This window comes from Rhizobium sp. SG_E_25_P2 (assembly GCF_029892285.1).
GTDB lineage: Bacteria > Pseudomonadota > Alphaproteobacteria > Rhizobiales > Rhizobiaceae > Rhizobium_E.
This window is the reverse complement of the sequence record NZ_JARXVM010000002.1, coordinates 323,851-341,751: the sequence shown is the minus strand read 5'-3', so window position 1 is coordinate 341,751 and position 17,901 is coordinate 323,851. Positions and strand designations below refer to the sequence as shown.

The 17,901-nt window shown below is 62.7% G+C and carries 23 protein-coding genes; 21 read left to right on the top strand and 2 right to left on the bottom strand.

Going from position 1 to position 17,901, the window contains the following annotated elements; all coding sequences use genetic code 11:
• Positions 1-26: 26 nt before the first annotated feature.
• The 15 genes from urtB to M2360_RS05495 all read left to right on the top strand — a co-directional run bounded on the left by urtB (position 27) and on the right by M2360_RS05495 (position 11,784).
• A complete protein-coding gene (gene urtB, locus M2360_RS05565; RefSeq protein WP_280773419.1) occupies positions 27-1,646 on the top strand; it encodes an urea ABC transporter permease subunit UrtB in 1,620 nt (539 codons plus the stop codon).
• Entirely contained in the window at positions 1,643-2,809 is a 1,167-nt protein-coding gene (gene urtC, locus M2360_RS05560; RefSeq protein ID WP_280773417.1) for an urea ABC transporter permease subunit UrtC, read from the top strand. The genes urtB and urtC overlap by 4 nt, the downstream gene beginning before the upstream one ends.
• Positions 2,810-2,813: 4 nt before the next feature.
• A complete protein-coding gene (gene urtD / locus M2360_RS05555; RefSeq protein WP_280773415.1) occupies positions 2,814-3,566 on the top strand; it encodes an urea ABC transporter ATP-binding protein UrtD in 753 nt (250 codons plus the stop codon).
• Between the two features lie 177 nt (positions 3,567-3,743).
• The gene (gene urtE, locus M2360_RS05550; RefSeq protein ID WP_280773413.1) at positions 3,744-4,439 is read left to right on the top strand and encodes an urea ABC transporter ATP-binding subunit UrtE; all 696 of its coding nucleotides are present in this window, start codon (positions 3,744-3,746) and stop codon (positions 4,437-4,439) included.
• Positions 4,440-4,547: 108 nt separating this feature from the next.
• Positions 4,548-5,522 (top strand): PHB depolymerase family esterase, encoded by a 975-nt coding sequence (locus M2360_RS05545; RefSeq protein WP_280773411.1) that lies wholly within the window; start codon positions 4,548-4,550, stop codon positions 5,520-5,522.
• A gap of 88 nt (positions 5,523-5,610) precedes the next feature.
• The gene (locus M2360_RS05540; RefSeq protein ID WP_280773410.1) at positions 5,611-6,429 is read left to right on the top strand and encodes an urease accessory protein UreD; all 819 of its coding nucleotides are present in this window, start codon (positions 5,611-5,613) and stop codon (positions 6,427-6,429) included.
• Between the two features lie 87 nt (positions 6,430-6,516).
• Positions 6,517-6,819 (top strand): urease subunit gamma, encoded by a 303-nt coding sequence (locus M2360_RS05535; protein ID WP_137154701.1) that lies wholly within the window; start codon positions 6,517-6,519, stop codon positions 6,817-6,819.
• A gap of 10 nt (positions 6,820-6,829) precedes the next feature.
• Positions 6,830-7,084 (top strand): DUF1272 domain-containing protein, encoded by a 255-nt coding sequence (locus tag M2360_RS05530; protein WP_280773403.1) that lies wholly within the window; start codon positions 6,830-6,832, stop codon positions 7,082-7,084.
• Between the two features lie 13 nt (positions 7,085-7,097).
• Complete coding sequence (locus M2360_RS05525) at positions 7,098-7,403, top strand: urease subunit beta (RefSeq protein ID WP_280773401.1); 306 nt, start codon at positions 7,098-7,100, stop codon at positions 7,401-7,403.
• A 130-nt stretch (positions 7,404-7,533) separates the two neighbouring features.
• The gene (locus M2360_RS05520; RefSeq protein ID WP_280773399.1) at positions 7,534-7,950 is read left to right on the top strand and encodes a lysozyme inhibitor LprI family protein; all 417 of its coding nucleotides are present in this window, start codon (positions 7,534-7,536) and stop codon (positions 7,948-7,950) included.
• Between the two features lie 69 nt (positions 7,951-8,019).
• The gene (locus tag M2360_RS05515; protein ID WP_280773396.1) at positions 8,020-8,451 is read left to right on the top strand and encodes a lysozyme inhibitor LprI family protein; all 432 of its coding nucleotides are present in this window, start codon (positions 8,020-8,022) and stop codon (positions 8,449-8,451) included.
• A 16-nt stretch (positions 8,452-8,467) separates the two neighbouring features.
• Positions 8,468-9,097 (top strand): Urease operon accessory protein, encoded by a 630-nt coding sequence (locus M2360_RS05510; protein WP_280773597.1) that lies wholly within the window; start codon positions 8,468-8,470, stop codon positions 9,095-9,097.
• Positions 9,098-9,101: 4 nt separating this feature from the next.
• A complete protein-coding gene (gene ureC, locus M2360_RS05505; protein WP_280773395.1) occupies positions 9,102-10,814 on the top strand; it encodes an urease subunit alpha in 1,713 nt (570 codons plus the stop codon).
• Positions 10,815-10,870: 56 nt separating this feature from the next.
• Positions 10,871-11,113: a hypothetical protein gene (locus M2360_RS05500; RefSeq protein WP_280773393.1), complete on the top strand. Its 243-nt coding sequence runs from the start codon at positions 10,871-10,873 to the stop codon at positions 11,111-11,113.
• Between the two features lie 8 nt (positions 11,114-11,121).
• Positions 11,122-11,784 (top strand): TIGR02117 family protein, encoded by a 663-nt coding sequence (locus M2360_RS05495; protein ID WP_280773595.1) that lies wholly within the window; start codon positions 11,122-11,124, stop codon positions 11,782-11,784.
• 28 nt (positions 11,785-11,812) lie between these two features.
• Here the strand turns inward: M2360_RS05495 and M2360_RS05490 are convergent, their stop codons facing one another.
• Complete coding sequence (locus tag M2360_RS05490; protein WP_280773391.1) at positions 11,813-13,726, bottom strand: glycosyltransferase; 1,914 nt, start codon at positions 13,724-13,726, stop codon at positions 11,813-11,815.
• Positions 13,727-13,780: 54 nt separating this feature from the next.
• Between M2360_RS05490 and M2360_RS05485 the strand changes: the two genes are divergently transcribed.
• The 6 genes from M2360_RS05485 to ureG all read left to right on the top strand — a co-directional run bounded on the left by M2360_RS05485 (position 13,781) and on the right by ureG (position 17,560).
• Positions 13,781-14,635, top strand: a complete 855-nt coding sequence (locus M2360_RS05485) for a transporter substrate-binding domain-containing protein (RefSeq protein WP_280773389.1) — start codon at positions 13,781-13,783, stop codon at positions 14,633-14,635.
• 145 nt (positions 14,636-14,780) lie between these two features.
• Entirely contained in the window at positions 14,781-15,320 is a 540-nt protein-coding gene (locus M2360_RS05480) for a peroxiredoxin (protein ID WP_280773387.1), read from the top strand.
• Between the two features lie 139 nt (positions 15,321-15,459).
• Positions 15,460-15,756 (top strand): putative quinol monooxygenase, encoded by a 297-nt coding sequence (locus tag M2360_RS05475; protein ID WP_280773385.1) that lies wholly within the window; start codon positions 15,460-15,462, stop codon positions 15,754-15,756.
• 1 nt (position 15,757) lies between these two features.
• Positions 15,758-16,219: an urease accessory protein UreE gene (locus M2360_RS05470; RefSeq protein WP_280773383.1), complete on the top strand. Its 462-nt coding sequence runs from the start codon at positions 15,758-15,760 to the stop codon at positions 16,217-16,219.
• Positions 16,209-16,880: an urease accessory protein UreF gene (locus M2360_RS05465; RefSeq protein ID WP_280773381.1), complete on the top strand. Its 672-nt coding sequence runs from the start codon at positions 16,209-16,211 to the stop codon at positions 16,878-16,880. Before M2360_RS05470 ends, M2360_RS05465 begins: the two co-directional genes overlap by 11 nt.
• A 62-nt stretch (positions 16,881-16,942) precedes the next feature.
• Positions 16,943-17,560: an urease accessory protein UreG gene (ureG, locus tag M2360_RS05460; RefSeq protein WP_280773379.1), complete on the top strand. Its 618-nt coding sequence runs from the start codon at positions 16,943-16,945 to the stop codon at positions 17,558-17,560.
• Positions 17,561-17,614: 54 nt separating this feature from the next.
• On the opposite strand, the gene M2360_RS05455 is transcribed toward ureG, so the two are convergent.
• Entirely contained in the window at positions 17,615-17,821 is a 207-nt protein-coding gene (locus M2360_RS05455; RefSeq protein WP_280773377.1) for a hypothetical protein, read from the bottom strand.
• Positions 17,822-17,901: the final 80 nt, after the last annotated feature.

Here is a 17,901-nt window from a genome sequence, read left to right as displayed (position 1 = left end):
CCGGCGAAACATTGGTGGACACCAAAATGTCACGCGCATTCAGAACCATTCTCCTGGCCATATCGCTGCTTTTGAGCGTCGCCACGACGCTTGCATGGGCCCAGCAGGACCTGAAGACACAGATCAACGCCTTGGCCTCCGCCAAGCTGCCCGACATTCCCGCCATCGTCCAGGGGTTGGCGGCCACCGGCGATCCCAATGTGGTTCCGGTGCTCGAGGCGCTCGGGGAAGGCGATCTCTATTTCCGCAAGTCCGACAATGCCGTGTTCCTGACCAAACCGGCCGGCACCAATCTTTCGCTTGTCGACCCGCTGTCGGGAGAGATTGTCGGCGAAGAACCGAAAGGCGCGCTGACCAAGATCAGGGTCAACAACAATCTCCGCCGCGCCATCCGTTCGGCGCTGGGCGGGCTGACCTTGCTAAGCCCCGATCGCAATGTCCGGCTTCAGGCCGCCGACGCCGTGCTGAAATCTCCCAGCGCCGAAAACCTCGGCCTTCTTGAGGCCGCGATCGCCAAGGAAACCGATCCGGTCGTCAAGACCCGCATGGAAACCGCCCGGTCGGTCTCCGTGCTCGGCTCGGATCTCGACGCGGACGCCAAGAAGGCGGCCATAGCGACGATCCTGGACAAAATCGGCGGCCGCGACGCCATCGGCATCCTGATGGCCGCCGCCGGCACGGCGGATGCTTCGGTCAAACCGGACATAGACGCGGCGATCGCATCCATCCAGGATAATCTCGCGCTCTGGGACACGCTTCAGAATATCTGGTACGGCATGTCGCTCGGCTCGGTTCTGCTGCTTGCCGCCATCGGCCTCGCCATAACCTTCGGCGTCATGGGCATTATCAACATGGCGCATGGCGAAATGGTCATGCTCGGCGCCTATTCCACCTTCGTGGTGCAGGACATCATCCGCGACAATTATCCGGGCCTGTTCGACCTGTCGCTGGCCATCGCGCTGCCCGTCGCCTTCCTCGTCACCGGCGTCGTGGGTCTCATCATCGAGCGGGGCGTCATCCGCTTCCTCTATGGCCGACCGCTCGAAACACTGCTGGCGACCTGGGGCGTTTCGCTGATCCTGCAGCAGCTCGTTCGCACCATTTTCGGTCCGACCAATCAGGAAGTCGGCAATCCCTCCTGGATGGCGGGCTCCTTCCCGCTTGGCGGCATGACGATTACCTGGAACCGCCTCTGGATCGTCGTCTTCTCGCTCTCGGTCTTCTTCGCGCTGCTCGTGCTGATGAAACGCTCGTTTTATGGCCTGCAGATGCGCGCTGTCACCCAGAACCGCCGGATGGCCTCCTCCATGGGCATCCGCACGCCTTGGGTCGACGCGCTGACCTTTGCGCTGGGCTCCGGCATCGCCGGCATCGCCGGGGTGGCGCTCAGTCAGATCGACAATGTGTCCCCGAACCTCGGCCAATCCTACATCATCGACAGCTTCATGGTCGTGGTGTTCGGCGGCGTCGGCAATCTCTGGGGCACGCTGGTCGGCGCCCTGTCGCTCGGCATCCTCAACAAGTTCCTCGAGCCGACCGTCGGCGCCGTGCTCGGCAAGATTCTGGTTCTGGTTCTCATCATCCTTTTCATTCAGAAGCGGCCGCGTGGTCTCTTCGCACTCAAGGGAAGGGCGATCGAAGCATGATCACCGGCTTTATCCTCCGCGCGTTGGATCAACGCATCGTCATCGTCATCGCGGTCATTCTCGCGATCGGCATCCTGGTCCCTGCCTCCAATCTGTTGTTGCCCGCCGACAGCGCTTTCCGCATACCGACCTATGTCATGAGCCTGTTCGGGAAATACCTGACCTATGCTCTGCTGGCGCTCACTCTGGATCTCGTCTGGGGCTATTGCGGCATCCTTTCACTGGGCCATGCCGCCTTCTTTGCCCTCGGCGGCTATGCGATGGGCATGTATCTGATGCGCCAGATCGGCCCGCGCGGCGTCTATGGCAATCCGATCCTGCCGGATTTCATGGTGTTCCTGAACTGGAAGGAACTGCCCTGGTTCTGGCATGGCTTCGACATGTTCTGGTTCGCGATGCTGATGGTGATCGCGGCGCCGGGCATTCTCGCCTTTATCTTCGGCTGGTTCGCCTTCCGCTCTCGCGTCAACGGCGTCTATCTGTCGATCATCACCCAGGCCATGACCTATGCGTTGCTGCTCGCCTTTTTCCGCAACGACATGGGTTTCGGCGGCAATAACGGCCTGACCGATTTCAAGGACATCCTCGGCTACTCGGTTCAATCCGACGGCACCCGCGCAACGCTGTTCTTCATGAGCGCGCTGATGCTGGCGCTGTGCCTGCTTTTGTCCTCGGCCATCGTCCGCTCCAAATACGGCAAGGTGCTGATCGGCGTGCGCGACGCCGAAAGCCGGACCCGCTTCCTCGGCTACCGGGTGGAAAACATCAAGCTGTTCACCTTCGTCGTCTCGGCCATGATGGCGGGCATCGCCGGCGCGCTGTTCGTGCCGCAGGTCGGCATCATCAATCCCGGCGAATTCGAACCCGGCAACTCCATCGAAGTGGTGATCTGGACGGCGGTGGGCGGTCGCGGCACGCTGATCGGCCCGATCATCGGCGCTGTTCTCGTCAATGCCGGCAAGACCTTCTTCACCGGCGCCTTCCCCGAATACTGGCTGTTTGCGCTGGGCGGCCTGTTCGTGCTGGTGACGCTGTTCCTGCCCAAAGGCATCATCGGCACGGTGACCCAGTATATCGCCACCCGTAAATCCTATCAGAAGGCCGCGGACGACGAGAAGGCGCGCGACGCCACCCTCGCCGCCCAGGCCGAAGCCGCGGAGTAAGACGATGAGCGACATCAAGCCCAGGAGCATCCTCTATCTCGATGGCGTCTCGGTTTCCTTCGACGGGTTCAAGGCGCTCAACTCGCTGTCCTTCGTGGTCGAACCCGGCGAACTCCGCGCCATCATCGGCCCCAACGGCGCCGGCAAGACCACGATGATGGATATCATCACCGGCAAGACCCGGCCTGACTCGGGCGAAGTGTTCTTCAATGGCGAAATCGACCTGACCAAGAGGGACGAGGCCGAAATCGCCCAGCTCGGCATCGGCCGCAAGTTCCAGAAGCCGACCGTGTTCGAAAGCCATACGGTGTGGGACAATCTCGAGCTGGCGCTCAACCGCAAGCGCGGCGTCTTTGCGACCCTGTTCTATACATTGTCACCGGCCGACAAGGCGCGCATCGAGGAGATCCTGGAAACGGTCCGCCTCACCGCCCGCAAGGATGATTACGCCGCCAATCTCAGCCATGGCCAGAAGCAATGGCTGGAGATCGGCATGCTCCTCGCCCAGGAACCGAAACTGCTCCTTGTCGACGAACCGGTCGCCGGTATGACCGACGCCGAGACGGTGGAAACCGCAATCCTGCTGAAAGAGATCGCCAAGACCCGCTCCGTTGTTGTGGTCGAGCACGACATGGGCTTCATCCGCGACCTCGGCGTCAAGGTGACCTGCCTGGCCGAGGGCTCGGTGCTGGCCGAGGGCTCGATCGATTTCGTGTCGAGCGACCCCAAGGTCATCGAAAACTATCTGGGACGGTGAGGAGATGACGGAGCATCAAGATCAGCCCCCCTCTGCCCTGCCGGGCATCTCCCCCACAAGGGGGGAGAACGGCGCGACGCCGACCGCATTCGTCCCCTCTCCCCCCTTGTGGGGGAGATGTCACGCAGTGACAGAGGGGGGTGAATATCACACCGCAGCTTTCGCTGGAGATCTCTCATGCTGACTGTCGAAAAGGCCAATCTTCACTACGGCGCGGCGCAGGCGCTGCGCGGCGTCTCGATCAAAGCCGAGATGGGCAAGATCACCTGCGTGCTCGGCCGCAACGGCGTCGGCAAATCCTCTCTGCTGCGGGCAATCACCGGCCAGCATCCGGTCAGCGGCGGCGCGATCGCCTTCAACGGCGCGACGCTGAATGGCCTTGCGCCCTATTCCCGCGCCAAGCTCGGCATCGGCTATGTGCCGCAGGGACGCGAGATCTTTCCGCTGCTGACGGTGAAGGAGAACCTGGAGGCGGGGTATGCGCCGCTCAAGCGCGGCGACCGCACCATTCCCGACGACATTTTCAGCCTGTTTCCGGTGCTGCAATCCATGCTCGGTCGTCGCGGCGGCGATCTCTCGGGCGGCCAGCAACAGCAGCTGGCGATCGGCCGCGCTTTGGTCACCCGACCGAAGATCCTGGTGCTTGACGAGCCGACCGAAGGCATCCAGCCATCGATCATCAAGGATATCGGCCGCGCCATCAAATATCTGCGCGATTCCACCGGCATGGCGATCCTGCTGGTCGAACAATATCTCGATTTCTGCCGCGAACTCGCCGACCATGTCTATATTATGGATCGCGGCGAGATCGTCCATGAAGGCCCTGCCGAGACGCTGGATACGCCGGAGGCCCGCCGGCATCTGACGGTCTGAAAACCCACCGGCTTCCCCAAAACCCGGTCGCCGGACTGGTCAGAAAATTCTCCCTACTATACACTCGGTTTTGACGCGGGGAGCGTCAAACCAAGGAGGAGAATTTTCATGAAGTCATTTTTCGAAAGCCGGCGCGGCGCCGTCATCGCCGCGACCATGTTGCTGACGGCCCTCGGCGCAAGCGAAGCCTCGGCTTCGGGTTGCGGCGCGAAACAGGAAGCGGGCCGCCACGAGATGACGATCCAGTCCGGCGGCAAGGAGCGGCGAATCGTCTTCTTCGCGCCCACGGGCTACAATCCGGACAAACCCACCGCGCTCGTCCTCGATCTGCATGGCAGCAATTCCAATGCCGACGAACAGCTCGACCGCAGCGGCTGGGAACGCATTGCCGAGCGCGACGGCGCCATCGTCGCGGGTCTTCAGGGCGTCATTCCCGCCGATCGTCCCGGCATGGTCTCCTGGTATGTGCCGGGCGTCACCCAGGGCGACGACCAGAAAGACGAAGCATATATCTCCGAGGCCATCTCGGCGCTGGAGACCAAATTCTGCATCGACGCCACCAGGATCTACGCCACCGGCTTTTCCGGCGGCGCGCGCATGCTGAGCCAGTATCTGTGCGACGCCAACGAGAAGATCGCCGCGGCGGGCATGATCTCCGGCCTGCGCGCCGGCTATCCCAAGGCCGTGGATGGCGGCAAGTTCGAACCGGACGCCGCGACCTGCAAGCCGAAGAAGCCAGTCTCCATCATCGCCTTCGCCGGCAAGGCTGACGCGGTCAATCCATTCGAGGGCGGCGGGCGTCCTTATTGGGGCTATGGCGCGGACGCCGCCTTCACGCGCTGGATAGACATCGCCGCCTGCAAGGATGCGCCGGCGACATCGGAAAGCGGCGTCGTCACGAGAACAACGGTCGCCGGCTGCGCGGGTGGGACGTCGCTCGCATCCGTCGTCATCGCGGATGGCGGACATACCTGGCCCTCGTCGACTGCCTTGCTGAAAATCACCAACGCCCTCGGCAAAGTTTCCTACGACGTCGACGCCACCGAAGAGGCCTGGCGCTTTTTTCAGCAGTCGACAAAATAGCCCAATCGATTGACAGATCCCCTCAGGCTTGAAAAAACACGATGAAAGATGAGGCCGGCGCTCATGCCGGCCTTTTGCATGGTGACCTTTGACAGCACTCGCCCAGATCCGTCCACAACGCGCCAAGGGCAGCGCCCGCCTTGCGGCCAAAGCGCTGGCGGGGCGCACCCGGCTCGACATTTTCTATCAGGATGGCGCGGCCAAGATTCGCATGCCCGAATCATTCGATGGGCGCATGGAGGCGGTGCTGATCAACACCTCGGGCGGCTTGACCGGCGGCGATCGCATCGACTGGTCCGTCGAGGCTGGCGCCGACACGCATGTCACCGTCACCACCCAGGCCTGCGAACGGGTTTACAAGTCTTCCGGCGGCCATGCCGCCGTCGACACCGTGCTCAAAGTGGGCGACAACGCCGCGCTGCATTGGCTGCCGCAGGAAACCATCCTGTTTGACCAAGGGGCGCTGAAGCGCAGCCTGGACGTGGATCTCGCCGCCTCCGCCCGCTTCCTCGGTCTCGAGGCGGTGCTGCTCGGTCGAAAGGCCATGGGCGAGACGGTGCAGTCGGGCCTGTTTCGCGACAGCTGGCGCATTCGTCGCGCCGGCCGCTTGATCCACGCCGAGGAATTGCGGCTGGAGGGAGACATCGCCGATCTCGCCGCGCGCAAGGCGGTGTTGTCGGGTTGCCTGGCTTTCGCGACGCTGCTCTATTGCGGGCCGGACGCGGAGGCGAAACTGGCCGCCGTCAGGCCACTCCTCGATCGCGAGGGCTGCGGTGCAAGCCATTGGAACGACAAGCTGATCCTGCGGCTCACCGCGTCCGAGGGCTTCGAGCTCCGAAAAATCCTCATCCCGGCAATTTCGCTCTTGCGAAACGGCGCCGCCCCGCCGAAAGTGTGGCATCTCTAACCGTTCGTCCACCGTCATTTGGCGTATTGCCAGACCGGGGCGACCGGGTTTGATTGCGTCAAGACCAGCATCCATGCGGAGCAGCCGATGAATCTCTCTCCACGCGAAAAAGACAAGCTCCTGATCTCCATGGCGGCCATCGTGGCCCGCAGGCGACTGGAGCGCGGCGTCAAGCTCAACTATCCCGAGGCGATCGCGCTGATTTCCGATTTCGTGGTCGAAGGCGCCCGCGACGGCCGCTCCGTGGCCGATCTCATGGAAGCCGGCGCCCATGTGATCACTCGCGACCAGGTGATGGAAGGCATCGCCGAAATGATCCATGACGTGCAGGTCGAGGCGACCTTCCCGGACGGCACCAAGCTGGTGACCGTTCACGAACCGATCCGCTGAGGACACGCTTATGGCGCTCGAGCTTCGACCGAATTGCGAATGCTGCGACAAGGATCTGCCGCCCGACAGCCTGGCGATGATCTGCAGCTTCGAATGCACCTATTGCGCCGACTGCGCTGACAAGACGCTGGCCGGTATCTGCCCGAATTGCGGCGGCGAACTGGTGCGCCGACCGATCCGCCCGGCCGCCAAGCTCGCCAACAATCCGGCCTCAATCAAACGCATCTTCAAGGCCGAGGGCTGCCAGCCTTCACGCGCCGCTTGAACAGGAGACATCGATGATCCCAGGCGAACTCATTCCCGCCGCCGGCGAGATCGAACTCAATGCCGGCCTGCCCACCGTCACCCTCGACGTCGCCAACACCGGCGACCGTCCGATCCAGGTCGGCAGCCATTATCATTTCTATGAGACCAACAAGGGGCTGGATTTCGATCGTGACAAGGCGCGCGGCATGCGCCTCGATATCCCCTCCGGCACCGCCGTCCGTTTCGAGCCGGGCCAGAAGCGCACTGTCACGCTGATCCCACTGTCCGGCAAGCGCGAGGTCTACGGCTTCCGCCAGCAGGTGATGGGCGCGCTGTGAGAGATCGGGCGCAGCGTTTTGCAGAGTTCACGGTATTTGCGGCAAGATGGCGCGCAATGCTTGAATACATGCGGACGGCGCTCGGAAAATCCAGCCATGGCGGCGGATATGCGCCGCTGGAAGGTGTAGAATGAAGACGATCCTCCTCGCGATCCTGACCGCGAGCGCTCTGGCCGCGCCCTTGACCGTTGCGGCCAAGGAGAAAGTGGCTTGCGACGACGTCGTATCGCAGATGGAAGCCAATGAATGCATCGGCGATGAATACGGCAAGGCCGATGCGGCCCTGAACGCCGCCTACAAGAAGGCGTTGGCCTTCACGCAGAAGAACGACAAGGAATCGCCGGTCGAGGGCGAGCCCACCGAAACCGAGACGCTGAAGAAAGCCCAGCGCGCCTGGATCCAGTTTCGCGACGCCCATTGCGCCGGCATGGGCTTCAAGGCGCGGGGCGGCACGCTGGAACCCTATGAAAACATCCGCTGCCAGCTCTTGCTGACGAAGGAGCGCAGCGCCCAACTCAAGGAATTGATCCGCCTTCCGGGCCAATGAGAGGCGCATGGACAAGACCATGGTTCGAAACCAACGAATGATCAGAACGATAAACGGGAGGAAGACGACATGACGCGCAAAACAATCGCGCTGATTTCGATGGCGATGGCGGCGATTGCAGTGCCCGCTCTGGCGCAGGACGCGCCGGATGTGGATTGCAATAATGCCCAGACGCAGATGGAGATGAACTACTGCGTCGAGCAGGATTTCGACAAAGCCGACGCTGCGCTCAACAAGGCCTACAAGCGTGCGATGGCGTCTCAGAAGAAAGTTGACGCCGACGTCAAGGAGACCATGGGCGAGGAATCCATCGGCGCTGTCGCCGCGCTGAAGAAGGCCCAACGCGCCTGGATCGATTATCGCGACGGCCAATGCGACGGCCTCGGCTTCCAGGCCCGCGGCGGCACCATGGAGCCCATGCTGGTGATGGGCTGCAAGGCCGAGCTTTCCACCGCACGCGCGAAGGAACTCGACACCTTGGCCAAGGGCATGGAGAACTGAGATGACACGGCGGGTGATGATCGTCGGCAATGCCGATCTCAGTCAGGGCGAACAGTCCCTGACAGAGACCGCCGACGTCGTCATCCGCTTCAATGATTGCCGCTCGGCCGGACCTTTGGGTGGACGCACAGACATCGTCGCCGTCTGCAACACCGGTCGGCCCGGCAAGACGATGCTGGGAGAACCCGGCTGGCGCGCCAATCCTTGCGTGGCCGCCGCCTCCGAGATCTGGAGCATCCGCAACCCGGAAAAATTCGCCGCCCTCAGCGCGCCGCTGGCGATCAGCCATCCGGAACTCGATGACTTCTGCTACGACTATTCCCCGGGCTTCGGCGCCTTCTGCGCGGACGCAGGCAAGACGCATTATGTGCTGCCCGCCGCCACCCATGACCGTCTCGACGCCGAACTCGCGGCCTATTCGCCGCCTCCCTATGTGACGCCCTCGACCGGCCTGGTCGTCATCGCCGAATTTTTGGCGAGCCGCGCCCGCGCCGACGACACGATCCTGCTCGCCGGTTTCGGCCATCACGGCTGGGAATGGCATCCTTGGGAAGCGGAGCGTCGCTGGATCGACGCCCGTATCCGCGAAGGCCGCCTCACCCGTTATTTCGATACTTCCTCCCTCCGCATCGCCTCAGGAGCTTGACGCCATGTCCTTTAAAATGTCCCGCGCGGCTTACGCCTCCATGTTCGGCCCCACCACCGGCGACAAATTGCGCCTGGCCGACACCGAACTCTTCGTGGAGGTGGAGAAGGATTACACCACCTATGGCGAGGAAGTGAAATTCGGCGGCGGCAAGGTCATCCGCGACGGCATGGGCCAGAGCCAGGTCACCCGCGCCAACGGCGCTGTCGACACCGTCATCACCAATGTGCTGATTATCGACCACTGGGGCATCGTCAAGGCTGACGTCGGCCTGAAGGACGGCCGCATCGCCGCCATCGGCAAGGCCGGCAATCCCGACACCCAACCGGGCGTCAACATCATCGTCGGCCCCGGCACTGAAGCTATCGCCGGCGAGAGCAAGATCCTCACCGCCGGCGGCATGGACGCCCATATCCACTTCATCTGCCCGCAGCAGATCGAGGATGCGCTGATGAGCGGGCTGACCACCATGCTTGGCGGCGGCACCGGCCCGGCGCATGGCACGCTCGCCACCACCTGCACGCCCGGCCCCTGGCATATCCAGCGCATGATCGAGGCCGCCGACGCTTTCCCGATGAATCTGGCTTTCGCCGGCAAGGGCAACGCCTCGCTGCCCGCAGCGCTTGAGGAAATGATCCTGGCCGGCGCTTCGGCGCTGAAGCTGCACGAGGACTGGGGCACGACCCCCGGCGCAATCGATTGCTGCCTCACCGTCGCCGACGAGTATGACGTTCAGGTGATGATCCACACCGACACGCTCAATGAATCCGGCTTCGTCGAGGATTCGCTGGCCGCCATGAAGGGCCGCACCATCCACGCCTTCCACACCGAAGGCGCAGGCGGCGGTCACGCGCCTGACATCATCAAGGTCTGCGGCTCGCTGAATGTCATTCCGTCGTCGACCAATCCGACCCGCCCCTATACGATCAACACGCTGGCGGAACATCTGGACATGCTGATGGTCTGCCACCATCTCAGCCCATCGATCCCGGAGGACATTGCTTTCGCCGAAAGCCGCATCCGCAAGGAAACCATCGCGGCCGAAGACATTCTCCACGACATGGGCGCCTTTTCGATCATTTCGTCCGACAGCCAGGCCATGGGCCGCGTCGGCGAAGTGGCGATCCGCACCTGGCAGACCGCCGACAAGATGAAACGCCAGCGCGGCAGCCTGCCAGACGAAAAAGGCGACAACGACAATGTCCGCGTCAAGCGCTACATCGCCAAATACACCATCAACCCGGCCATCGCCCATGGCCTCAGCCACGAGATCGGCTCGATCGAAGTCGGCAAGCGCGCCGACCTCGTGCTCTGGTCGCCGGCCTTTTTCGGCGTCAAGCCAGACATGGTGCTGCTCGGCGGCATGATCGCAGCAGCCCCGATGGGCGACCCCAACGCCTCGATCCCGACGCCGCAGCCGGTGCATTACCGCCATATGTTCGGCGCCTACGGCAAGGCCCGCACCAACACGTCTGTCACCTTCGTCAGCCAGGCGGCGCTGGACGCCGGCTTGCAGGGCAGGATTGGAACGGCCAAGCAGATGGTCGCCGTCAGAAACACCCGCGGCGGCATCTCCAAGAAGTCGATGATCCACAACGACCTGACCCCGCATGTCGAGGTTGACCCGGAAACCTACGAAGTCCGCGCCGACGGCGTACTGCTGACCTGCGAACCGGCGACCGTGCTGCCGATGGCGCAGCGCTACTTCCTGTTCTGAGTTGCATTTTCCGGCATCGCGCCTATTCTTTGGGGCGCGATCCAAGGGAGCCAGACATGGCGGAAGAGATCAACAGCTTAGTTCTGGAGCATTTGCGGGCCATCCGCACTGATATACGCGACATAAAGGAAACGCTGCGGGATCATGGCCACCGACTTGGGCGCCTAGAGATCAGCCTGGCCGGCATGAGACGCGAACAGTCGGGCGACGCCGAAAATGTTGCATTGATTGGGCTTCGCGTCGACCGTCTTGCCGAGGACGTCGAACGCATCAAACATCGCCTTGAACTGGTCGATTGACCATTCCAGTGAGGATATTTGTCCGTGCCCTGCTGACCGTCCTCGCGCTGATTACCCTCGGCACGCTCATCCCAAGGCCACTATCCTCATCCGCCGAACGTGCTTCCCCGCAAACCACGATCCTTATCCTCTCCAACCCGATCCACACCGACATCGCCATCCCGCTCGACGCCGCGATCCGCGCCCGTTTCGGATTTGTCGAAGCCGCGGGCGCGCCGATCTCCCATCCCGACGCCGCCTGGCTGATCCTCGGCTGGGGCGGTCGCGCCTTCTATCTGGAGACGCCTGACTGGGCAGATCTAAAACCGCTGCCCGTCTTCCGGGCTCTGACGGTCGACAGCGCTGTCATGCATGTCGCTCTGGCCCGGGCGTCGCTGGCCGCGGCGCCGGATGTGAGGGCGATCGCGCTCGACGCCGAGGGTTACGCGCGACTGCTCGACTACATCGAGCGAAGCTTCACGCTGAAAGACGGACGACCGGCACCCATCCCCGGCGCTGGCTATGGCCAGAGCGACGCCTTTTTCGAAGCCGAAGGCTGGTTCAACGCGCTGGTCGGCTGCAACACCTGGACGGCGGCGGCGCTGCGTGAGGCGGGCGCCACCACCGGCTGGTGGACGCCTTTGCCGCAACTGCTCACTCTCTCGCTCGACCTGCACAAACGTGAGCGCTAGAGACCGGGGGCCACGAAGCTCGCTGACATCAGGCGCCGGCGCGGCGCGGCGACGCCTTCGCCTCATGCGGCGTCTTGGCCCAGAAGAACGGCCGGTCGCGCAATTCCCTGAGCGCTTTCCACGCCGCCCAGGACATCATCAGCCAATAGACCGGCACGAAAAACCGCGCCGAGCCGAGACGCTTGCTCTCCTCCCTCGGCATCGCGCCCCATCCCATCAGGATGAACACCAGGTAGGATCCGAGAAGATTTGCGATGTCTATGGCCAATAGCGCCTGCTCCCACGGCGAATAGGGCTCGGACGCCATGACATGGGCGATCGAAGACGCCACGAGCGCCAATGTCAGGGGGTGGGCGAGCGCCGACGCCAATTGTCCAGTCACCACCAGTTGGAAGGCGAGGAAGCCTCGCGCTCCAAGATCCCGGTAAAGTCGCAGGGGATGGCGCATATGCGCCAGCCAGGTCTGCATCCAGCCCTTGTGCCAGCGACTGCGCTGGTTGATCCACACGCGCGGCCGCGTCGGCGCATCCTCGACCGTCGGTCGCGTCAGCATCTCCGTTCCGTGCCCGGCGCGATGCAGCCGCATTCCGAGATCGGCGTCCTCGGTGACATTATAGGGGTCCCACCCGCCAACGCCCCGGAGAACATCCGTGCGGACATGATTGGATGTTCCCCCCAGAGGCATGGGCAGGCCACGATCGGCGAGAAACGGCAACAGGCGGCGAAACAGCGCCGAATATTCGAGCGCAAACAGGGCCGGCAGCGCTCCCTCCCCGCCATTGCCGATCACCAGCGGCGATTGAAAGCATGCGATTTCTGGCGCGGCGCGGAAATGGTGCCAGGCTTCGATCAACTGGTCGGGATGGGGCCGGTCTTCGGCGTCATAGATCACCAGAAACTCGCCGCGCGCTTCGATCAGCCCATAATTGAGCGCCTTCGGCTTGGTGCGCGGACCGATGTCGGGAACCACGACCACCTCATATTCGGGACCGAGATCGAGCCGCTTGAGCGCCGCGATCGTCGCGTCGTCACGTTCTTCGCAGAGAAGCTTGATGTCGAGCCGCGAGCGCGGCCAGTTCAACCCGTCCAGCCGCTCGATCAATTGGCTGGCCACCGCGGCCTCATCATAGAGCGCGGCGAGAACGGTGTAGACAGGCGTCGGCCCGAGATCGGCGGGAAAAGACTGCCGTCGATTGAGCGGCGCCCCCGCTTTCAGCGCCGCCAGGCGGATGAGCAGCATGACGCAAAACATCCCGGAAAAGACGAGATGCAGGCCATGAACCATATACGCCGGATGAAACGCCAGCGCCGTGAAGACGGCGGCCAGCATCACGATGGCCGCGACTTTCTGGCCTTTCGACAAAACCGTATGCGCGCTGGATTCGGGATGTTGGCGCGCCAATCCATAGGCCGCTTGCTCCGCCCGCCTGAGCCGCCCGGTCTCGCGCACCGCCGCGCGCATCGCGCTGGGCGTGGTGACCGCAAACTGCGCCTTCAGCCTCGGCGCCCGCTCGAACTGCGCCCGCTCTTCAAACAGGCGCAGCAATTCGGGAACGATCACGGTCAGGGGCGATCCGTCGGGCCTGCGGCAACGGACAATTTGCGGCCGGGTCAATTGCGTGTCGATCTCGGCGCAATCGGCCAGCAATGCCGGCGGAACGGCGCCGATGAATTCCAGACCGAGTCCGCGGGCCAGCGCGCCATAATAGGCCTCTTCCCGCACGCGTCCGTCCGACAGCAATTCCTGCTCCAGCGTCGCGCCGCTCAGGACGGCTCGCCGCTCCAATTCGTCAAGCCACGGCTTTGAAAGACCTAGTTTGGCGAGGACGGCGCGTTCTTTTTCGAGATTGAGCGGCCGATCCGGCTGCGGCGGATGCGGTTTTGCGCGCGCGCCCTTTTGCCTGCGCCAATGCTCGAAATGAAAGCGTTCCCCGTCCAACATGACTCTGATACATCCTGTGAAAGAGAAAATTCGATGAAAAACGGATCCATCATAATGAAGCCTGGGGTTGTGTCACGTTGTTTTTTGCTTCTGGCGGCTTTGGTTCTCTGTGCCGGCGATCCTGCGCCGGCGGCAGCTGCCGACAACGAAATTCTCTATCCGTTCGACCCCCGCGAGAAAGTCCCAAAACCCGATCTGCGCAGCGTCCCGCGCCTGCGTTTTTTAACGACAGTCGATTTTCCGCCGTTCAACTTCATCGACCAGTCGGGAAAGTTGTCGGGCTTCCATGTCGATCTTGCCCGGGAGATCTGCACCGAGCTCGGCGTGATCGAACGCTGCCAGATCGAAGCCGTCCCCTATGCGGATCTGGTCAACCGTCTCGACAAGGGCGAAGGCGAAGTGGCAATCGCCGGGGCCAGGATCACGCCCGACTTGCGGGCCAGTCATGATTTCAGCCGCATCTATCTGCGTTTGCCGGCGCGTTTCGCCGCGCGCCGCGCCGATGCCGGACCACAGCGTCTCCCTGCGGATCTCGGCGACAAGCCGGTGGGCGTGCTGACGGGCTCGGCCCATGAAGCCATGGCGCGCGTCTTTTTCCCCACCCTGTCGCTCATCGGTTTCGCGGATCGCCCGGCCATGCTGGCGGCGCTTCGGAAAGGCGAGATCAAATCGGTGTTCGGCGACGCCCTGCAATTGTCATTCTGGCTGGAATCGAACGACGCCGGAAATTGCTGCGACTTTCTCGGCGGCCCTTATTACTCCTCGCATTTCCTCGGAGAGGGCATGGCGTTGATGGCCGCGCCGGGCAATCCGGCCCTTGTGCAAGCGCTCGATCACGCTTTGATCGCTCTCGCCCGCAATGGCAGGCTGGCCGATCTCTATCTCCGCTATCTGCCGAAGGGCTTGTAGAGAAGCCATGCGAACAAGACATGGCAGACATGCGGCGCGCCTCGGCGCCGTGATTTTTGCTGCATCGCGGCATAATTTTACTTAGTATTAAAAATACAAGTTTTCAGCGGCGCCCGCCGCCGCGACGGCCATATGGAGATAGAAGATGATCGGCAAGAAAGTTCCCCACGTCACGTTTCGCACCCGCATTCGCGACGAGGCCGTTGGCGGTCCCAATCCGTTCCGCTGGGAGGACAAGACCAGCGACGATTATTTCAAGGGCAAGCGCGTGGTGCTGTTTTCCCTGCCGGGCGCGTTCACGCCGACCTGCTCGACCTACCAGCTGCCGGATTTCGAAAAGCTCTATCCGGAGTTCCAGGCCGAAGGCGTCGACGAAATCTACTGCATTTCGGTCAACGACGCCTTCGTGATGAACGCCTGGGGCAAGAGCCAGGGCGTCGCCAACATCAAGCTCATTCCGGACGGCTCCGGCGAGTTCACCCGCAAGATGGGCATGCTGGTCGCCAAGGACAATCTCGGCTTCGGCATGCGCTCCTGGCGCTATGGCGCCATCATCAATGACGGCGTCGTCGAAGCCTGGTTCGAGGAAGAAGGCTTCTCCGACAATTGCGATACCGACCCCTACGGCGTGTCGGCGCCGCAGAATATTCTCGAAAACCTGCGTGGCTTGAAGAAGGCCGCCTGATCGGCCTTCCTCGCCCGTCTTCCTGCTACGCCCCGGAGATCCCAGCGATTTCCGGGGCGTTTTACTGGGGCAAAGCCTGGGAAAGACGTTGCGCCCCGGCCCAAAATGGCATCAGATACAGCCATGCAGGAGATGTGAAATGATCTATGTCATCGCCGTTCTGGAGACGGAGCCGTCAGAAACCGCCCGCGTGATCGCCGCCGCAGACCCTTTGATATCAGCCACCCAGGCAGAGGCCGGCTGCATTTCCTATGAGCTTCACGCCGATGTCCGCCAACCGAATCGCCTGGTTTTCGTCGAGACTTGGGAGAGCCGGGACCATCTCGAGGACCATTTCAAGACGCCGCATATCGCCGCCTTCGGCGCTGCGATCTCCGGCGCAGTCCTGAAACAGCGGCTCGAGATCGTCGACGCCGCCGATGTGGAGGTCAGCTAACATGCCCTATCGCTGCACCCGCGTGTCCAAGGACGCTGAGCCCGGAGATCCGGTCGGCGTTGTCGTGCTGACCCACGACGAACGGCATCTGCGTCGCAAGCTTCTTCATCTGACCAATGACGACGTGATCATGCTCGACCTCAAGGAACCGGTGGTGCTGGATCACGGCGATCTCCTGATGATCGACGGCGCGGAAGGCTATGTCGAAGTTGTCGCCGCCGAGGAACAACTGCTGGAAATCAAGGCGCGTGATGCGCTCCATCAAATGCAGCTCGCCTGGCATCTCGGCAATCGCCATCTCGCCGCCCAGATCGATCCGGACCGAATTCTCATCGAACGCGACCATGTGATCAAGGCGATGCTCGAAGGTCTGGGCGCTGTGGTCCAGGAGGTTGTCGAGCCGTTCAGCCCCGTTCACGGCGCCTATCACGGCCATGGCGGACACGGACATCATGACCACTGAGGCCTCGTCCCGCGCGCTTATCCGGCTGATGGCCTGGCTGTCGCCGGCCTTTCCGGTCGGCGGCTTCGCCTATTCGGGTGGGCTAGAAAGCGCGGTGCAGGACGGGCAGGCCAGCGATCCGGAAGCGCTGCGGCTATGGTTCAAGACGCTTCTTGCGCGCGGAACCTGGCGCAACGACGGATTGCTGCTCGCCGAAGCCTGGCGAAGCATCGATGATCCCACGCGGCTGGCCGACGCCGCGACGCTTGCGGAAGCCTTGGCGGGTTCGGCCGAACGGCATCTGGAAATCATGACGGTGGGCGAGGCCTTCGCCGCCGCCGCCGCTGCATGGCCGCATCCGGCGCTGGACAGTCTTGGGTCCAGGCCACCCTATAGCGTCGCTCTGGGCGTGGCGGCGGCGGCGCAATCCATACCGCTCGAAGATTGCCTCGCAGCATTCTATCACGCGCTTTTGTCCCAGGCGATTTCCGCCGCCATCCGGCTCGGCGTCATCGGCCAACGTCAGGGCGTGGCGCTTCTCGCTCGTTTTGAAGAAGCCATCGTGACCACCGCCCGCGATACGGCCGGCTCCAGCCTGGAAGACCTGGGCTCGGCGGCGATCGGCGCGGACATCGCCTCGCTTCGGCATGAAACCCAGCAGACGAGATTGTTCCGTTCATAATGCCCATCAACGCTGCCCGTAAACAACCGCGAGCGCGGCGCGACTGAAGAAGGATTTTGATGATGACGTCGAGAAACGGCCCCTTGCGCATCGGCATTGGTGGACCTGTCGGGTCCGGCAAGACGGCGCTGACGGAAAAGCTCTGCAAGGCGATGCGCGAGGATTACTCGGTGGCCGTCGTCACCAACGACATCTACACCCGCGAAGACGCCGACGCCCTGGTGCGGATGCAGGCGCTGACATCGGACCGCATCGTCGGCGTCGAGACCGGCGGCTGCCCGCACACCGCCATCCGTGAGGACGCCTCCATTAATCTCGCCGCCATCGCCGATCTCAATCGTCGTTTTCCCGACCTCGATATCGTTTTCATCGAGTCCGGCGGCGACAATCTGGCCGCCACTTTTTCCCCGGATCTCGCCGATCTCACCATTTATGTGATTTCCGTCTGCCAGGGCGAAGAGATCCCCCGCAAGGGCGGACCGGGCATCACCAAGTCGGACCTGCTGCTGATCAACAAGAAGGACCTGGCTCCGTATGTCGGCGCCGATCTCGATGTGATGGAGCGGGACGCCACGCGCATGCGCGCCGGCAAACCGTTCGTTTTCTCCGACCTCAAGCGGGGCGAAGGCCTCGACGAGATTGTCGGTTATGTGAAACGTTATGGGGGACTTGCGGCCTGATCGACCGCATCCGGCCAAGCTCCCGGGTTCATCCCCGGGTGCAGCGCGGTGGCGTCATTCAAACCAGTCGTCGTGGCGAATGCTGTCGATCAACTCTTGGCGCTCGCTCTTGTCGAGCCTGCGAACAAAACGCTTCTTCTTGCGAAGACGTTCGGCAAACAGCGAGGAATTGCGCTTTTCAGCAGAGCGGGAAACCGGTTCCGCGCCAAGTTGTACGGCGAGGCCGGACAAGAAATTCCAACTGGCGTTCAGCGTAGACATGATGGCCTCCTTGGCCAACGATGCGATCGTCTATCCCTCCTACACGACCGCGGTTAATAATTAAGGCGCTCCATAGGTTC